This window comes from Pseudoalteromonas sp. R3 (assembly GCF_004014715.1).
Classification (GTDB): domain Bacteria; phylum Pseudomonadota; class Gammaproteobacteria; order Enterobacterales; family Alteromonadaceae; genus Pseudoalteromonas.
This window is the reverse complement of sequence record NZ_CP034834.1, coordinates 1,165,982-1,181,591: the sequence shown is the minus strand read 5'-3', so window position 1 is coordinate 1,181,591 and position 15,610 is coordinate 1,165,982. Positions and strand designations below refer to the sequence as shown.

Genomic DNA, 15,610 nt, shown 5'->3' with positions numbered 1-15,610 from the left:
CATGAGCGAACTTACCATATTTTATGATGGCACCTGCCCTTTGTGCGTAAAGGAAATGACCGCGCTGACCAAACGAGATAAAGCGCAGCGCATAAAAACGGTCGATATTTTCAGCGACGATTTTGCCCGCTACCCCGATATTGACCCGAATCAAGCAAATACAATTTTGCATGCCCTGGATGCCAATGGCAAGCTGTTGCTAGGTCTGGATGTTACACATCAGGCGTGGAGACTCGTGGGGATGGGCTGGTTGTACGCTCCTCTAAGATGGCCCATCATTAAGCCCATTGCCGATCAGTTTTATTTACTGTTTGCCAAAAACCGCTATCGGATTTCTTACTGGCTTACCGGTAAGTCTCGTTGCGACAGCGGCGTGTGCCGAAAATAAGCGCAACGCTAATCATTACCCAATAGTACCGCCAGGCGCTTTTGCTCATTTTCACTAAACAGTGCCTGCTCAAGCGCGGCAATTTTGTCATGACTTGTCGAGTCTGGCTCCTGAGCAAGGATCACATCGCGCTGCTGTTTATAGTCCGCTACCCGCTGCGCCCAGTCAGTTTGTGACTGCCTTGCTTGCATCAGGCGCTCTGCGGCTTCATCCCCGTATCTGGCGCTGAGCCGGTTGTAATCCATGGTTTTCCAGCTGTGTTTTAATGTGACCAGAGTTTGGGTTGCCACTATGGTCTCACGTTCCTCCTGTGGCAGCTGACTGATATGTGCATCCATTAACTCATCACGCGTCTGCTCGCTGAGCGATTGATCAGAGAGAATTTTCCAGCGCTCCAGTGTCTGCGCATTCCAGCGACTCTCATCCGCAAACCAGGCAGCTATCACCTCATCGGAAAAGTACTGACCCTGAAGCGTTTGCAGTGCCTCAAAACGCTCGTGAATCGTAAGCGTAGTTTCTACTTCCGTCAGTGCTTGTTTGTAGTTCATGTAGTCATGCGCCAACTCTTGCAAACACAGTGGTAAACGATGTGTATATTGAGCCCAGTTGTGCTCCAACTGCTCGCTTTGCAAAGCTAAGATCCAGTCATCAAGCTGATGTTTGTGTGCTTTAACGATTGCGCCGCAATGCTCTGCCTGTGCTGGCATCGCGGCATTGGATTGTTGCTCAATCATGTGTGGCGCCTCTGTCACCGGGCGCTGACTTGTCGCTGCGACATGAGTCGTGCCTGTACTGGCTGACTGTCCAGCCAGATACCACAGCCAGGCACAAAGCCCGATACAACTGAGTGAAAGCAGACGCCAGTGCCTCATAGATTCAGACCTTTCAGACGACGAATATGCTGACGATAAATAGTGAGTGGATCGGTCTCGAATAAATGGTGAACACCAATAGTCTGATTAACCTGATCCAAGTGGTTCATCTTAAAGTCGTTACCAATCACATATCCCAGGTTACTGGAGCAGGCCGAGACCAGGCCATCATTAGCTTCGTCAAATACGCCGGAGAAGAGCAAAAGAGCATTGTCGGCAGGGTCCAGCAAATTCGTCCAGGCCCGGCTACCACTCCACGAAAAATAATAGACGCCATTGTCGGCCAGCATATCGCCCTGACCACAATAGTTAGCAGGCACGCCTTCCGGATACTTTTGATTAAACGCAAGTGTGCCCTCTGTGGTCAGAGCCTCGAGTGCTTCAAGCGCATCTTTGGGTGCCGTAGGTTTACCCGATAATAAGTCAATTAGGCCAGCCAGACCATTGGCTAATGACGCTAAAAACTGCTCAGAGAAAGACCCCTGATCGACTCCCCCGCGTACCACATCAGCAAAGCGACTGCCCCAGTTTACGCCACCAATACTGGTTACCGAGGCCACCCATTGAGGCTTTACAGATGCCACATAGCGAATGGTTTGTGCACCCTGACTATGGCCAATCAGGTTCACTTTGTCTTTACCTGTCAGGGCTCTGATCAGTGCCACCTGCTCAAGAAGTTGCTCACCTCGCAGCTCTGAATTATGTGCGGACGACACTTCAGCTACATAAACATTACCGCCCTCCTGGCGAATAACCGAGGGTACGCGGTAGAAATAATCCACACCCAGCAGGTTATCGAAACCAAATAGGCCATGAACCAACACAACAGGATATTCCAGTTCATCACTACTGTGCGCCAGTTGTGCAAAGAGTGACATAATACTGAGTAAAACAGTGAGTGTTATTCTTTTCATTTACTTGCTCCAAAAGTTACAATTTAGCAACAAAAGGCTAGCTTATTGTGGTAGGAGGTCAAGCCAGATAGAACAAAAAAAGCTCAATTTGTACTGTTTCAATTAATGAGCTCTGCGCAATCTTGTGAACACTGAAGCATAAAACTCTTTTAAATCAACAACAATTGTATAAATAAAAATCAAATCTTACTAACAGAATTGTCGATGCGCTTAGTTACACATAAGGTGATTGGCTAGTCAACAGGGTTAGTGTTTTTACTCAAAATTTCAGAGAATGATGCCAAATTATCGTTCTGGTTTGACATAAGAAAGAGGTAAATATGACTTTTCTGATTTAACCAATAATACTGAGGACACACAAAAACTCTTTGGAAAAGACGTTTGGTTACACGCCTTTTGTGCTGCATTTTTTCATTGTTAAAATAACCACTTCTTGGTAAATCTGACTATATCTCGAAAAAAAAGGCAGGATGCGCTCTTACTTAAAATCACAAGGCATTGATATTAAAATATTTTAATGTTGGTATATTACTTGTTGTATATGAAGATATCTTCACAATGAAAATGCGTAACGGAACTATCATGTACAAGAACAACAGAGTCTTACTATCCAGCTTATTCTGGTTCGGCACCCTTCTGTGGTCATCCTTGGTAAAAGCAGAGCCGGTAGACAAACTTATTAAGGCACTGATGAAGGAAAGGCATATTCCGGGTTTACAGCTGGCAGTGGTTAAAGACGATGAAATTGTTAAATAAGGCAACTATGGCTTTGCGGACTTACAGCATAAGGTTGAATGAGTGGCGATATAGCCCCGCCACTCATGCTGACTATAACCGGATAACAGTGGCCAGTCGCTTTTTAATAATTGGGTGCGTTGTTGTTTGATAAAACTCCGTCAACTTTTCTATATTCTCATTGGATAGCGCATAATCAGCCCGTTCATACGTTCTTATAAATGCATCGATGGCATTGACATCAGACGTGCCTGCCAGACTTGCTATGACCTGATCCTGATACGCTTCGTTGTGTGCAAGCGATTTAATCGCATTTCGCCTGACTTGAGTATCCACATGGTGTAAATAGTCAGGTAGCTTTTCGATCAGGGCTGGATTTTTGCTATTCGCAACCGCGAGTATGGCCGTTGACAGTTGCTGAGGCTCTGTCAGTTTACGACTCAGGAAACGCGCTACCTGATGAGATTGTTGGGGGAAAATTTGCTCATTGTGCCAATACTGAGCAGTGCCACATCGGCAAGCGCCTGCTTGGCAGAGTCGTCTGCAACAGACTGCAAACTAGCAAATGCGACGTTAGACGCATTTTCTATTCGCCCAAGCGCCATCGCAACTTTCTGCAATGATGACTGGCTGAGGTCACGCTCCGTCAACAGATCAGCAAGCGTTTGCTCGGCCTCCAGTGTCTGCGCTTTTTGTAATGAATAAATCAGTGCTGAGCTCAAGCCTGCGTGGTCCTTCAGGTACGCTTTCAAAGTGCCATAATCATAATTTTCCAACATAAACTGACCTATCGCTTTTGCCAAAGCGGGATCTAAAGAATCTGCCAACTGTTCCAGCTGTTTCAGAAAGTTTTCGCCGGTGATCTCAACAACAGCCGCTTGCTGACCCGGTGATATAATGTCTTTATTATGAGAGGCATCCCAGTTCGTTTGACCTGTATGCATATGCTCGATAGGCAGGATAGTTACCGTCTGTATGACTTCATACTGTTGAGTACCTTGGTGCAAAACTTGCTGATTACGGTAGTCCAGCTGTTGCAGATTGGGCTGATTTGCAACCCTGTGATCTGAGGGTTTTAGGGTAAGCCCCCAACTTTCTTGCTCCTGTTGATTTTGCTGTCGGTGTTGTTCTATTTTTACTCGACTTATTGTATTACCACTCTTTTGAAAACGATATGTACTCTTACCCAACGCATCTTTAAACGTCAGAGGCTCTGATAGTGAGTAACTCATTAAATCGAGCACTTTAGGCAACACCCACAATGGGTGCGCTTGAGGCAGCCCGAGCAAATCGGATTGGGTAAATTGTTGCCCGTTATAAGAAAAGTAAAAAGGCAGCTGCTGCGGCATCGGTTGTACTTTGCTGTCAGAAATAAACTCAATATCCGTTAACAATGCGGGCGATATTGAAGAGGGATCTGTATTGGGATAAAAGTACATTTTCCAGGATAAATCCGAGTGCGCAAACGCAGTGCCTTTTTCGCTCAGTACCGCAGATTGAATGACTACCTGATAACCTGAAGCTTGTACCTCTCCTAAGGTATTTTTAATATCACCAGTTCCGAGCGCATCAGCTTCTGAATGCTCATTAACACCCTGATATGCCCCACTGAGTGCAAAAAACACGATCCCCAACAGACTTAAGAAAGCCAGTGTAATAATTATTCTTTTCATAAAGCAATCCCGACATAGTGGCCTTTTTCAGGCCACCAGTTACAACAGTTTATAAATTTTCCCAAACAGGGCTCGCGTATTCGTAAAGGACGGTTTCGCGCTGGTACAGCGGATCCCATTTCATTACATCTACGTTAAATTGCAGCAGTCCCCAGAGCTTTTTGCAGTAAGCCTGAATTTTGCCGTCTCCACCTGTCAATTTAGTGCTGACCTTTAACTCCAAAAAGCCTTGCTCTATCACCGCCTCGTCTTCCACGATACGGCGCACACCAGCTTCTACATACCCTTTGCCTTTTACTTTGAGCAGATTAACTTTACCTTTTACACCGGCTTCTGATATGCCGTGACCAAACGAACCATAAGCAGAACTAGAGACAACGCCACCAACATATGGCTCTACAGACGCATAGATATAGTCTGGACGTCTAACCCCTTCGGCTTCGAATGGCACTTCATTTCCATGCCCACCAATTACTCCACCTACCGTGAATTCAGCACCAGCTTCGATACCCGCACCAAACTTCACGCCAAGTTTTAGTAACCCCAACGGGTCTAGTGGCAATTCCACCTTAGGCTTAACCGGTTCAGGGATCAGATCAAAGTAGTACTCAACGGGGTAGGTGATCGAAGCATCCAACAAATCATCGCAGTTTGGTTTAATACTCGCGACAGTGTCATCTCCAACGGTAAAGTTGAAGCTCATGCCCTGAGTACAATCAAGCTTGCTGGGATTAAATGAAAACTCCAGCTCACCAATCGACATCTTAAAATCACGATTGTGCAGCTTTAACCAGTTCCCTGCCTGATAAAAACCCTGTGTTGCCCCATTCTCAACCTTATCAACATACATCCAGCCTTGTTGATCTCGATATTGATGAGACTGACCTATTACCCGATTCTTCTGAATAGTCCGGGCGTTACGTTCAACATAACCCGGGTCTTTGTACAGATACGCTTCCGCTGCCCCAGATAGTGTGGTAGCACAGAGCATGCCCAACAGTGCAGCAAATTTAAACTTCATAATTTCCTCATTAATTTATTAGTATTTTCGAATTTCATTTCTACAGATGTTGCGCAACGGGAACAAAATACCCCAAGATCTTTACATTTACTTTTCAAAAGTACCTTTTAATGGGAAATTAGTTGTTTGTATATATGATGTGCAAAAAAACTAGCACTATAGTGTCACTCTTATTTTCTTTTGAATTTATTAGAGTTTTTACCCTACTGAATACACTTTCAGCAGCGCTGAGCAGTCACTTTTGTAACATGCTGCCTTGTGAGAAAATCAATCATTGCAACAACGGCAACGCTATTCGATCTAGAACACAGCGAAAAGCCTGTACGCCAATTTTAGATGGCTATCCATGTAACTACATGCAACTTCACAATGTGCCAACCGCAAGGGCTGTATGGTCGTTTAATATCTCTGGCTGCAACCTCATGGCCAGAGGACGCATGGAACCTGACATCGCTCTGAGCGGTCATACAAAGGAATACGGCGTGCTGTCTGCACGCCCGTTTTGGAAAGGTATAGCTCAACACACCGGTGAAGCTGAGCTAAGGTAGTTCATACCGTTGTTCAGCCTATCACTGCCAACGTTCTTTGTAGTCAATCACATCCTTATTTTCATCGTATACCAGATAAATGGTATGTGCTTTTTTCTCACCAAAAGAATATGAAATTTCGGTATAAGACACCAACAGCTCTTCTTGATACATATACTTAGCGACAGGCTGATTAAAATAACTGCTTGTGGCGTTACTTTCTAACTCTACAATCTCATTGCCGCTTTGTTTTACGATCAATCTCTTATCCGGGTCATCCAAACTCGCCTCTAAGGCCCTTAGCCTATCTAGCACATCAGTCAACGGGACTTTATTTTCTGGCTTTCCAGATGACAAATGAAGGGGAGCAGGCTGTATTGCATTCCCTGACTGCTCACCGCTCAATTCTGTCCCATGGCTTTCTTGATACACATTTAGCACACCTTTCTCAGAGTTGTTGAGATGATGTTCTTGCTCCAGCCTCTGGTTTTGCTCAGCCTCCTCCTTGTTCTGAGAGTCTACTAAGAGCAGCCCCCCCATGACAAAAACACCAATTAAAATTGTATACTTATGCTTAAGAAATATCATAAACCTGGTTGCACTGCTATTAAGGTCAAATCTGACCCATTACTAATCAATAACTCGCCCTCTTTTCCTAAAGACAACTGACCGCCCTGGCTGTATTCCCAGTCGACTTCCTGTGTTCTGAGGTTAATGGCAAACGTTGTACTGTCGGAAGCAATAAATACATGGCTTGCTGTCAGAATGATATTGGACTGAAGACGCTGCGACGGGGCCCACTGCCATACCTGCGCTCCATTGAGTTCATTAAAGGCTCTAAGTACGTTGTCCTGCACTGTAACCACCAGGCCTGCGCCTACTGCCGGCATCTGATAGCTACCACCCGATGCACTCGTGGTCCAGCGCACTGCCGATGTCTCAATATCATAACTTACGAGCTGAGCCCCATAGGTAATCACATTATTGTGTGTGCCCAGTACCGGTGTTTGTGAACCGAGATTAGCATCAATCGAAAACAGCATCTCACCATTGTCATGATTTAACACCGCAATATCACCATTATACGGGGCAAACACATAGTCATCATTGACGGCTGGCTCCCAGTGATCATCCCAGGTAGCGTTGCCTTGCCATAAGTGCTCTCCCGTCAGGGCATTAAACCCCTGCATACCACCGTAGTAAGCACCGTTGATATAGGCACGATCATTAAAAATGGTGGGGGCGCTGTAATTTTGCCACTGCGAGCCGTGTGTACCTCGAAATACCTGCTCACCTGTTTGCGCATTGAATGCCCACAGGGCAGTATCCTGATGCCCACCCGTATGCACATAAACAAGCTCATTACCCGCACTCGGTGCACTGATACTGCCTGCGACAGAGGCATTCGACCAACGTTCTGCGCCCGTCCCGGCATCTAAAGCCAATACGCTGCCATTACTCGTGACAAAAACCTGACCTGACGCAATGGCCGGCGTAGACACAGAATACTCAAATGATTGAGTCCAGCGCTGTGTGAAATTAGTCGCATCCAGCATCAGGGCCTGAAACCCATTGTGGCTGGCATTCCCCTGCACCATCGCCCAGTCTCCTACCACAGGAATGGACTGAGCATCATTCAAATCTGAGCCGGCATATATTTCATGGGCATTGGAGTAGCCGTCATTATCCTTATCCAGCGTCGCATCAGTGCCATCGTTGGGATCCAGGCCTGCACGTGTTTCCGCCCGATCATCAATTCCGTCACTGTCCGAATCGACCGACAAAGGGTCAGTAAACCATTCAAGTACTTCTGCCGCATCGCTCAGGCCATCGCCATCACTATCGGTTTTAAGGGGTGAAGTGCCATGTTCGTTGACCTCGTCACCATCTGACAGGCCATCACCATCGGTATCAGCGATTATCGGTGATGTATTTACCGTATATTCTTCCAGTGCCGTGAGGCCATCGCCATCATCGTCTGAAGCCGGGTCAAGGTCGCCACCATAACGACGCTCCCACCACTGTGGCAAACCATCTTGATCGGTATCTCCTTCAACCTCAATTACCGTAATAACTGTGCCACTGCTAATGACCAGTGCCCCCTCATTGCCTAATGATAACTGACCGCCCTGGCTGTATTCCCAGTCGACTTCCTGTGTTCTGAGGTTAATGGCAAACGTTGTACTGTCGGAAGCAACAAATACATGGCTTGCTGTCAGAATGATATTGGACTGAAGACGCTGTGACGGGGCCCACTGCCATACCTGCGCTCCATTGAGTTCATTAAAGGCTCTAAGTACGTTGTCCTGCACTGTGACCACCAGGCCTGCGCCTACTGCCGGCATCTGATAGCTATCACCCGATGCACTCGTGGTCCAGCGCACTGCCTGTGTCTCAATATCATAACTTACGAGCTGAGCCCCATAGGTAATCACATTATTGTGTGTGCCCAGCACCGGTGTTTGTGAACCGAAATTAGCATCAAGCGAAAACAGCATCTCACCATTATCATGATTTAACACCGCAATATCACCATTATACGGGGCAAACACATAGTTATCATTGACGGCTGGCTCCCAGTGATCATCCCAGGTAGCGTTGCCTTGCCATAAGTGCTCTCCCGTCAGGGCATTAAACCCCTGCATACCACCGTAGTAAGCACCGTTGATATAGGCACGGTCATTAAAAATGGTGGGGGCGCTGTAATTTTGCCACTGCGAGCCGTGTGTACCTCGAAATACCTGCTCACCTGTTTGCGCATTGAATGCCCACAGGGCAGTGTCACCGTGCCCGCCCGTATGCACATAAACAAGCTCATTACCTGCGCTCGGTGCACTGATACTGCCTGCGACAGAAGCATTCGACCAACGCTCTGCGCCCGTCCCGGCATCCAAAGCCAACACGCTGCCATTACTCGTGACAAAAATCTGACCTGACGCAATGGCCGGCGTAGACACAAAGTACCTAAATGACTGAGTCCAGCGCTGTGTGAAATTAGTCGCATCCAGCATCAGGGCCTGAAACCCATTGTGGCTGGCATTCCCCTGCACCATCGCCCAGTCTCCTACCACAGGAATGGACTGAGCATCATTCAAATCTGAGCCGGCATATATTTCATGGGCATTGGAGTAGCCGTCATTATCCTTATCCAGCGCCGCATCAGTGCCATCGTTGGGATCCAGACCTGCACGTGTTTCTGCCTGATCATCAATTCCGTCACTGTCCGAATCGACCGACAAAGGGTCAGTAAACCACTCAAGTACTTCTGCCGCATCGCTCAGGCCATCGCCATCACTATCGGTTTTAAGGGGTGAAGTGCCATGTTCGTTGACCTCGTCACCATCTGACAGGCCATCACCATCGGTATCAGCGATTATCGGTGATGTATTTACCGTATATTCTTCCAGTGCTGTCAGGCCATCGCCATCATCATCTGAAGCCGGGTCAAGGTCGCCACCATAGCGACGCTCCCACCACTGTGGCAAACCATCTTGATCGGTATCTCCTTCAACCTCAATTACCGTAATAACTGTGCCACTGCTAATGACCAGTGCCCCCTCATTGCCTAATGACAACTGACCACCCTGACTGTATTCCCAGTCGACTTCCTGTGTTCTGAGGTTAATGGCAAACGTTGTACTGCCGGAAGCAACGAATACATGACTTGCTGTCAGAATGATATTGGACTGAAGATGCTGCGACGGGGCCCACTGCCATAACTGCGCTCCATTGAGTTCATTAAAGGCTTTAAGTACATTGTCCTGCACGGTGACCACCAGACCTGCACCTACCGCCGGCATCTGATAATCACCACCCGATGCACCTGCGGTCCAGAGCACTGCCTGTGTCTCAATATCATAACTGACGAGCTGAGCCCCATAGGTAATCACATTATTGTGTGTGCCCAGCACCGGTGTTTGTGAGTCGAGATTAGCATCAAGCGAAAACAGCACCTCACCATTATCATGATTTAACACCGCAATATCACCATTATACGGGGCAAACACATAGTCATCATTGACGGCTGGCTCCCAGTGATCAGCCCAGCTGGCTGTGCCTTCCCATAAGTGCTCTCCCGTCAGGGCATTAAATCCCTGCATACCGCCAGAGTAAGCACCGTTGATATACGCACGGTCATTGAAAATGGTAGGGGCGCGGTAGTTTGGCCACTGTGAGCCGTGTGTACCTCGAAATACCTGCTCACCCGTTTGCGCATTGAATGCCCACAGAGCAGTATCACCGTGCCCGCCCGTATGCACATAAACAAGCTCATTACCTGCGCTCGGTGCACTGATACTGCCTGTGACAGAGGCATTCGACCAACGCTCTGCGCCCGTCCCGGCATCTAAAGCCAACACACTACCATTACCCGTGACAAAAATCTGACCTGACGCAATGGCCGGCGTAGATACAGAGTACCTAAATGACTGAGTCCAGCGCTGTGTGAAATTAGTCGCATCCAGCATCAGGGCCTGAAACCCATTGTGGCTGGCATTCCCCTGCACCATCGCCCAATCTCCTACCACAGGAATGGACTGAGCATCATTCAAATCTGAGCCGGCATATATTTCATGGGCATTGGAGTAGCCGTCATTATCGTTATCCAGCGCCGCATCAGTGCCATCGTTGGGATCCAGGCCTGCACGTGTTTCTGCCTGATCATCAATTCCGTCACTGTCCGAATCGACCGACAAGGGATCAGTAAACCACTCAAGTACTTCTGCCGCATCGCTCAGGCCATCGCCATCACTATCGGTTTTAAGGGGTGAAGTGCCATGTTCGTTGACCTCGTCACCATCTGACAGGCCATCACCATCGGTATCAGAGATTATCGGTGATGTATTTACCGTATATTCTTCCAGTGCTGTCAGGCCATCGCCATCATCATCTGAAGCCGGGTCAAGGTCGCCACCATAGCGACGCTCCCACCCCTGTGGCAATCCATCGTTATCTCTGTCACCCTCAACATCAATCGCGTATACCATGTTCCGGCTGGACACATATAACACTCCATTGCTTAGCGCTAACATACCCGTTTTGTCGTAACTCCAGACAGTTTCCTTAGTAGCAATATGAATGAGCTCAACGCCAAGAGCTGTCGACACAAAAAGGTGATCAATTACAGGGATAATTTGACCGGTTAACGTAATATTTGAGGCTGCTTGCCAGTTCCATAAAACGCGACCATCTGTTTCACTGATTAACTCAATTTGATTATTGTTTACAACATATATGCCTGCTTCGGCAATGGCGGGATGGCCAACAAAATCTCCGCTTAGATCCCAGCTAATACTTTGTTGCTTTAGGTCAAAATTTACCAGGCGATTATTTTGATAGCCAATAATATTGTTTTCATTACCAACTAATGGAACTGCATCCATACTCCATCCACGCCATTCAAAATCGGGATCCGCTATGGAGAACGCCTCTGTACCGGTTAGTTTATCCACCACGGTTAACGCTGGAGCATAGTCACCGGTATACGCCACTGCATAATTACCAGAAATAGCAGGCGTAAATTGATCGTATTGGTTTAAGCTTTTAAACCATAGCTCATCACCTGTGGTACCGTCGAATGCATACATCCCGCCATAAGACCCACCAGCAATGTATACAATGTTGTCTTCAATTGTTGGCGCATAATACGTGGACCATTGATTTCCATATCGTGAGTTAAAAATTATATTTCCGTCTGTTTCATCTAAAGCCCATAAATAAGCGTTATCATGTCCACCGGTTTGCACATAAACTTTTCCGTTTGCAAAGGCCGGAGGGTTTAGTGAATCTCTAGTTGAGAAGTCAGCATGCCAAATCTCCTCACCCGAGTAAGCGTCAAGCGCGTGTAACTTGGTACCTGCCGACCTAAAAACATGGTATTCGCTTGCAGCAATAAAAGTTTGGCTATTACTAGCGCCATTTGAAAACTCAGCATGCCACAACTCAGAAAAGTACTCCGGTGCAACAGAAAAGTTTACACTACCTTGATGTTTTTCAGACTGTTGAAAGGTAGACCATAAGACTGGCTCGCTGTTAAAAGGATAAGCATCCTGCTGATCATTAATACCATCATTATCTGAATCTAAACCTTTAGCGGGGTCAAGAGGATAATCATCCAGCGCATCTTCAATACCATCATTGTCATCATCATTATCGGCATTGTTGCCTATGCCGTCACCATCTGTATCAATGCTCTCTGTCGCATCCAGCGGGAATGCATCCTGTGCATCTTCAACGCCGTCGTTATCATCATCGTTATCGGCGTTGTTACCTATGCCATCCCATCGGTATCGACACTTTCTGTCGCATCCAGCGGGAATGCATCTTGTGCATCTTCAACACCGTCGTTATCGTCATCTGAATCTGCGTTATCCGGTAAACCATCAGCATCACTGTCCAGCGGCTTAGTAGCAGTATTTTTTACGTTTGTGCTCGTCGCAGCATCGCCACCACCACCGCCACATGCAGCCAGAGTGAACAAAGTGAACAATACAACGAAGCAACGAGAGTTAATCACCATCAAAATCTCCATATGATGTGAAAAAGTTAGCGTCCAATAATTCGCCTCAATGTCTCACATGGTGACCAACACTGAGCCAAGTCTCTAGATTACTGTACCTAAAAAAGGGAAAGAGTATAAATGACTACCCGAAAAGAAACCACAATGTTGTAAAAATTTAAATAAAATTTCATAAGACAGAAAGATACTTTAACTTTCAAACTCATAGAAAAGTTTGACCCGACATAGGCGTTGTTTCCTAAATCATTGAACTAATCTTGCCTTGTGTGATCAGTGTAGTGGTCAACTAATCCAGGACACTATTTTAGGTAGTGTCTATCTGCGAGAGTGGTCCCTTAATTTACAATAGATGTAACGAAAAAGTCCGGACAACGCAGCTAATACCAGGCCAATAATTAAAGGTTCTGAGAAGTCGTCACATATCTTAGTTTCACTATATTTACACCCTACTTCCTTACCACTATAAATAGCGTAAGAAACGTAGAAAAAAACCAAGCTAGCTGCAAAAGAACTATAAAAAAGCCTTCCCAAGATTTTTACAACATCACTCACTTTATTCACCGCGCCTAAATTCCTTCACTCTGTTGTCAATGGTTCTTCCAAAACTTGAACCGCCAGTTTAGGGGAGGGCTCCCTGTAAAAACTGCGCAACCATTCAGAGTGGCTATGAGTATTAGCTTAAATGGCATACAGTCTGTACGCCATTTAAGGCGGCTGTCCTAGGAGCTCCACTTGACTCATAACTGCTCTTCAGTTTTTCAGAAAATAGCTATTCCAAACCAAAAAAGTCAGAATAGATATCAAAAAATAATAGAAAACAGAAAACCTAACCTTTGTTTCACGAATATATAAGGCAATACATACTAGGCACAAACTAATAAAAAAACTTAAAAGTAAGTGACTCTCTATTTCAATTGCATAGTAGGCTAAAAAGAAGAAAACCCCAGCAAGGACGTTATAAATTAGTTTCACAAGCATTTATCCACGGTTATTTTACATTGTTGGTAACCCAGGGGCGGACCAAACATCAGGCATGGCAACACGGGTAACATAACGAACGGGATAACAAAAATTCGCTATCCCGCAGGCCTACTCGGCTTGACATCGCTGGAGCGTCCATATATGTCCATCTAACTTGTAACTGTCACCCAAACTTACTTTTCTATAGGTAAATCCGGTAGCATTCCCATTCCTTTCAATAACTTTTCAGCAGCGTAATACCCATTTTCATAAGAGCGAATTAGGTAGTAGTTCCTTTTTTCTTCATCGTATAACGGAGAATTTGTATAACCATAGAACCCAGCCAATACATAATAGTACTCTCCTTCATACCCTTTAAAACTTATTCGGCTCAGATTATCTAAAACTTTTAGCATTCCAAGTTTGTCTTGTTTCTCAATAAGACCATCTATCATCACCTTGCCATACTGCAGTGCGATTTCCTTATCACCTTTATCATAGTTTCTACCCAGAATGTCCCCGAGCTTATCTTTATTAGTATAACGCCCATGATTATACAAAGAGTACAAATTATATAACGCATCCAAATCTCCTTCCTCAGAAGCCTTCTCTAGCAATATCACTCCTCTTTTAAATTTCTCTGGGTTCCTGGAATTAGACCAAAAAGTGCCAGCCACAAAGAAAATATCTCTATACTTTAGTTCTAACAAGGGTAAAAAGTAATATTCAGACTTTTCAATGTTTTTTTCTACACCATAAAGCCCATAACCATATACTAAAGATAACAAGTAGTTAGATAAATTCTTATCCTCATGAGAGCCCGACAACAACAAGCTCATTACATCATCTTTCTTTAACTTGCCTTCCTTAAAAATATCAACTTCAACATCCTTAAGAGTCAACTCGGCTTTCAAAGAAAAACTAGAAAAAATTAATAGCAAAATTATTAACTTCATTACCTACCTCCTAATGGGGGATTGAGACTGCAAGATTCCCCCCCTGCAAAAGCAGTTAAATACGTCATCACGTTATTATATAAAGAGCTTTCCACCTGCGATTTTTAGTGGGTACCCTTGAAATTCTTAATTCCTCTTCTCTCATAACTTCGACATTTAAAAAGTGAGTTTAAACCCACCTATTTTAATCATCGTAAGACACTGGCTTTATTGTATTTCTTGATCATATCATATACATAAAAAAGGTAGCCTGAAGCGAAAATAAGTACTACTGACAAAAAGGTTAATACTGCTTTCCTGGGAAGAGTACTTGCATTAAATGCTCTAGTAAAAGCATACCCCCACATCACAAGCATAGTAATCATAAGACAAGCTTTTTCTATTGCTTTGTAACTATCGACACCTGCTTGTCCGTAGCTCTGAAGCACAAGAACAACCGTAAACTGTCCAACCAATGCATAAATAAACGTCCCCCAGAAAAACGGTGACCAGTACTTTCTAATATCCATAATCATTTGAAAATTCATCTAAAACTGGTTTTTCAACTAAAGCTTTATATGTCTTCCCGTTAAAATCATACCGATAATAAAGGTTAAAAAAAGTAATAGTTTGATGACCAAAGGAATGGAGTCAGTTACTTCCTTCCCCAATAAAGCCATTAAGAGCAAAGAGAAAAACGACCCCAAGATCATGATTATACCTATTGATTGTTTTTTCATAGTAACTTAACCCTCATAAACATCAGCGTGTAATGGTCAACTAATCCAGGGCACTATTTTAGGTAGTGTCTACCTGCGAGATTGGTCCCTTAATTTACAATAAATGTAACGAAAGAGTCCGGACAACGCAGCTAATACCAGACCAATAATTAAAGGTTCTGAGAAGTCGTCACATATCTTAGTTTCAGTATATTTACACCCTACTTCCTTACCACTATAAATAGCGTAAGAAACGCAAAAAAAAACCAAGCTAGCTGCAAACGAACTATAAGAAAGCCTTCCAAAGATTTTTATAACATCACTCACTTTATTCACCGTGCCTAAATTC

12 protein-coding genes are annotated in these 15,610 nt (G+C 45.1%); 2 read left to right on the top strand and 10 right to left on the bottom strand.

The window, feature by feature from the left end:
- The first annotated feature begins 1 nt into the window (after position 1).
- A complete protein-coding gene (locus ELR70_RS04345) occupies positions 2–388 on the top strand; it encodes a DUF393 domain-containing protein (protein WP_054013496.1) in 387 nt (128 codons plus the stop codon).
- An 8-nt stretch (positions 389–396) separates the two neighbouring features.
- On the opposite strand, the gene ELR70_RS04340 is transcribed toward ELR70_RS04345, so the two are convergent.
- On the bottom strand, positions 397–1,260 hold the full coding sequence (locus ELR70_RS04340) for a lipase secretion chaperone (protein WP_054013497.1): 864 nt from the start codon (positions 1,258–1,260) through the stop codon (positions 397–399).
- Entirely contained in the window at positions 1,257–2,174 is a 918-nt protein-coding gene (locus tag ELR70_RS04335; protein ID WP_054013498.1) for a triacylglycerol lipase, read from the bottom strand. Before ELR70_RS04335 ends, ELR70_RS04340 begins: the two co-directional genes overlap by 4 nt.
- 582 nt (positions 2,175–2,756) lie before the next feature.
- On the opposite strand from ELR70_RS04335, the gene ELR70_RS04330 reads away from it, so the two are divergent.
- The gene (locus ELR70_RS04330; protein WP_235577041.1) at positions 2,757–2,930 is read left to right on the top strand and encodes a hypothetical protein; all 174 of its coding nucleotides are present in this window, start codon (positions 2,757–2,759) and stop codon (positions 2,928–2,930) included.
- A gap of 72 nt (positions 2,931–3,002) precedes the next feature.
- Here ELR70_RS04330 and ELR70_RS04325 read toward each other — a convergent pair whose 3' ends face one another.
- The 8 genes from ELR70_RS04325 to ELR70_RS04275 form a co-directional block, all read right to left on the bottom strand.
- Positions 3,003–3,245 (bottom strand): hypothetical protein, encoded by a 243-nt coding sequence (locus ELR70_RS04325; protein ID WP_128064481.1) that lies wholly within the window; start codon positions 3,243–3,245, stop codon positions 3,003–3,005.
- Positions 3,246–3,361: 116 nt separating this feature from the next.
- Positions 3,362–4,582, bottom strand: coding sequence for a hypothetical protein (locus tag ELR70_RS04320; RefSeq protein WP_128064480.1), 1,221 nt, complete (start codon positions 4,580–4,582; stop codon positions 3,362–3,364).
- A 49-nt stretch (positions 4,583–4,631) separates the two neighbouring features.
- Complete coding sequence (locus ELR70_RS04315; RefSeq protein WP_054013500.1) at positions 4,632–5,603, bottom strand: hypothetical protein; 972 nt, start codon at positions 5,601–5,603, stop codon at positions 4,632–4,634.
- A gap of 569 nt (positions 5,604–6,172) precedes the next feature.
- Complete coding sequence (locus ELR70_RS04310; RefSeq protein ID WP_054013501.1) at positions 6,173–6,718, bottom strand: hypothetical protein; 546 nt, start codon at positions 6,716–6,718, stop codon at positions 6,173–6,175.
- Positions 6,715–11,874 (bottom strand): PQQ-binding-like beta-propeller repeat protein, encoded by a 5,160-nt coding sequence (locus tag ELR70_RS25060; RefSeq protein ID WP_347232115.1) that lies wholly within the window; start codon positions 11,872–11,874, stop codon positions 6,715–6,717. Before ELR70_RS25060 ends, ELR70_RS04310 begins: the two co-directional genes overlap by 4 nt.
- A 524-nt stretch (positions 11,875–12,398) precedes the next feature.
- On the bottom strand, positions 12,399–12,647 hold the full coding sequence (locus ELR70_RS25835) for a hypothetical protein (protein WP_206613302.1): 249 nt from the start codon (positions 12,645–12,647) through the stop codon (positions 12,399–12,401).
- A 1,154-nt stretch (positions 12,648–13,801) separates the two neighbouring features.
- Positions 13,802–14,563 (bottom strand): hypothetical protein, encoded by a 762-nt coding sequence (locus ELR70_RS04280; protein ID WP_054013503.1) that lies wholly within the window; start codon positions 14,561–14,563, stop codon positions 13,802–13,804.
- Positions 14,564–14,751: 188 nt separating this feature from the next.
- Positions 14,752–15,090, bottom strand: a complete 339-nt coding sequence (locus ELR70_RS04275; protein WP_128064479.1) for a hypothetical protein — start codon at positions 15,088–15,090, stop codon at positions 14,752–14,754.
- Positions 15,091–15,610: the final 520 nt, after the last annotated feature.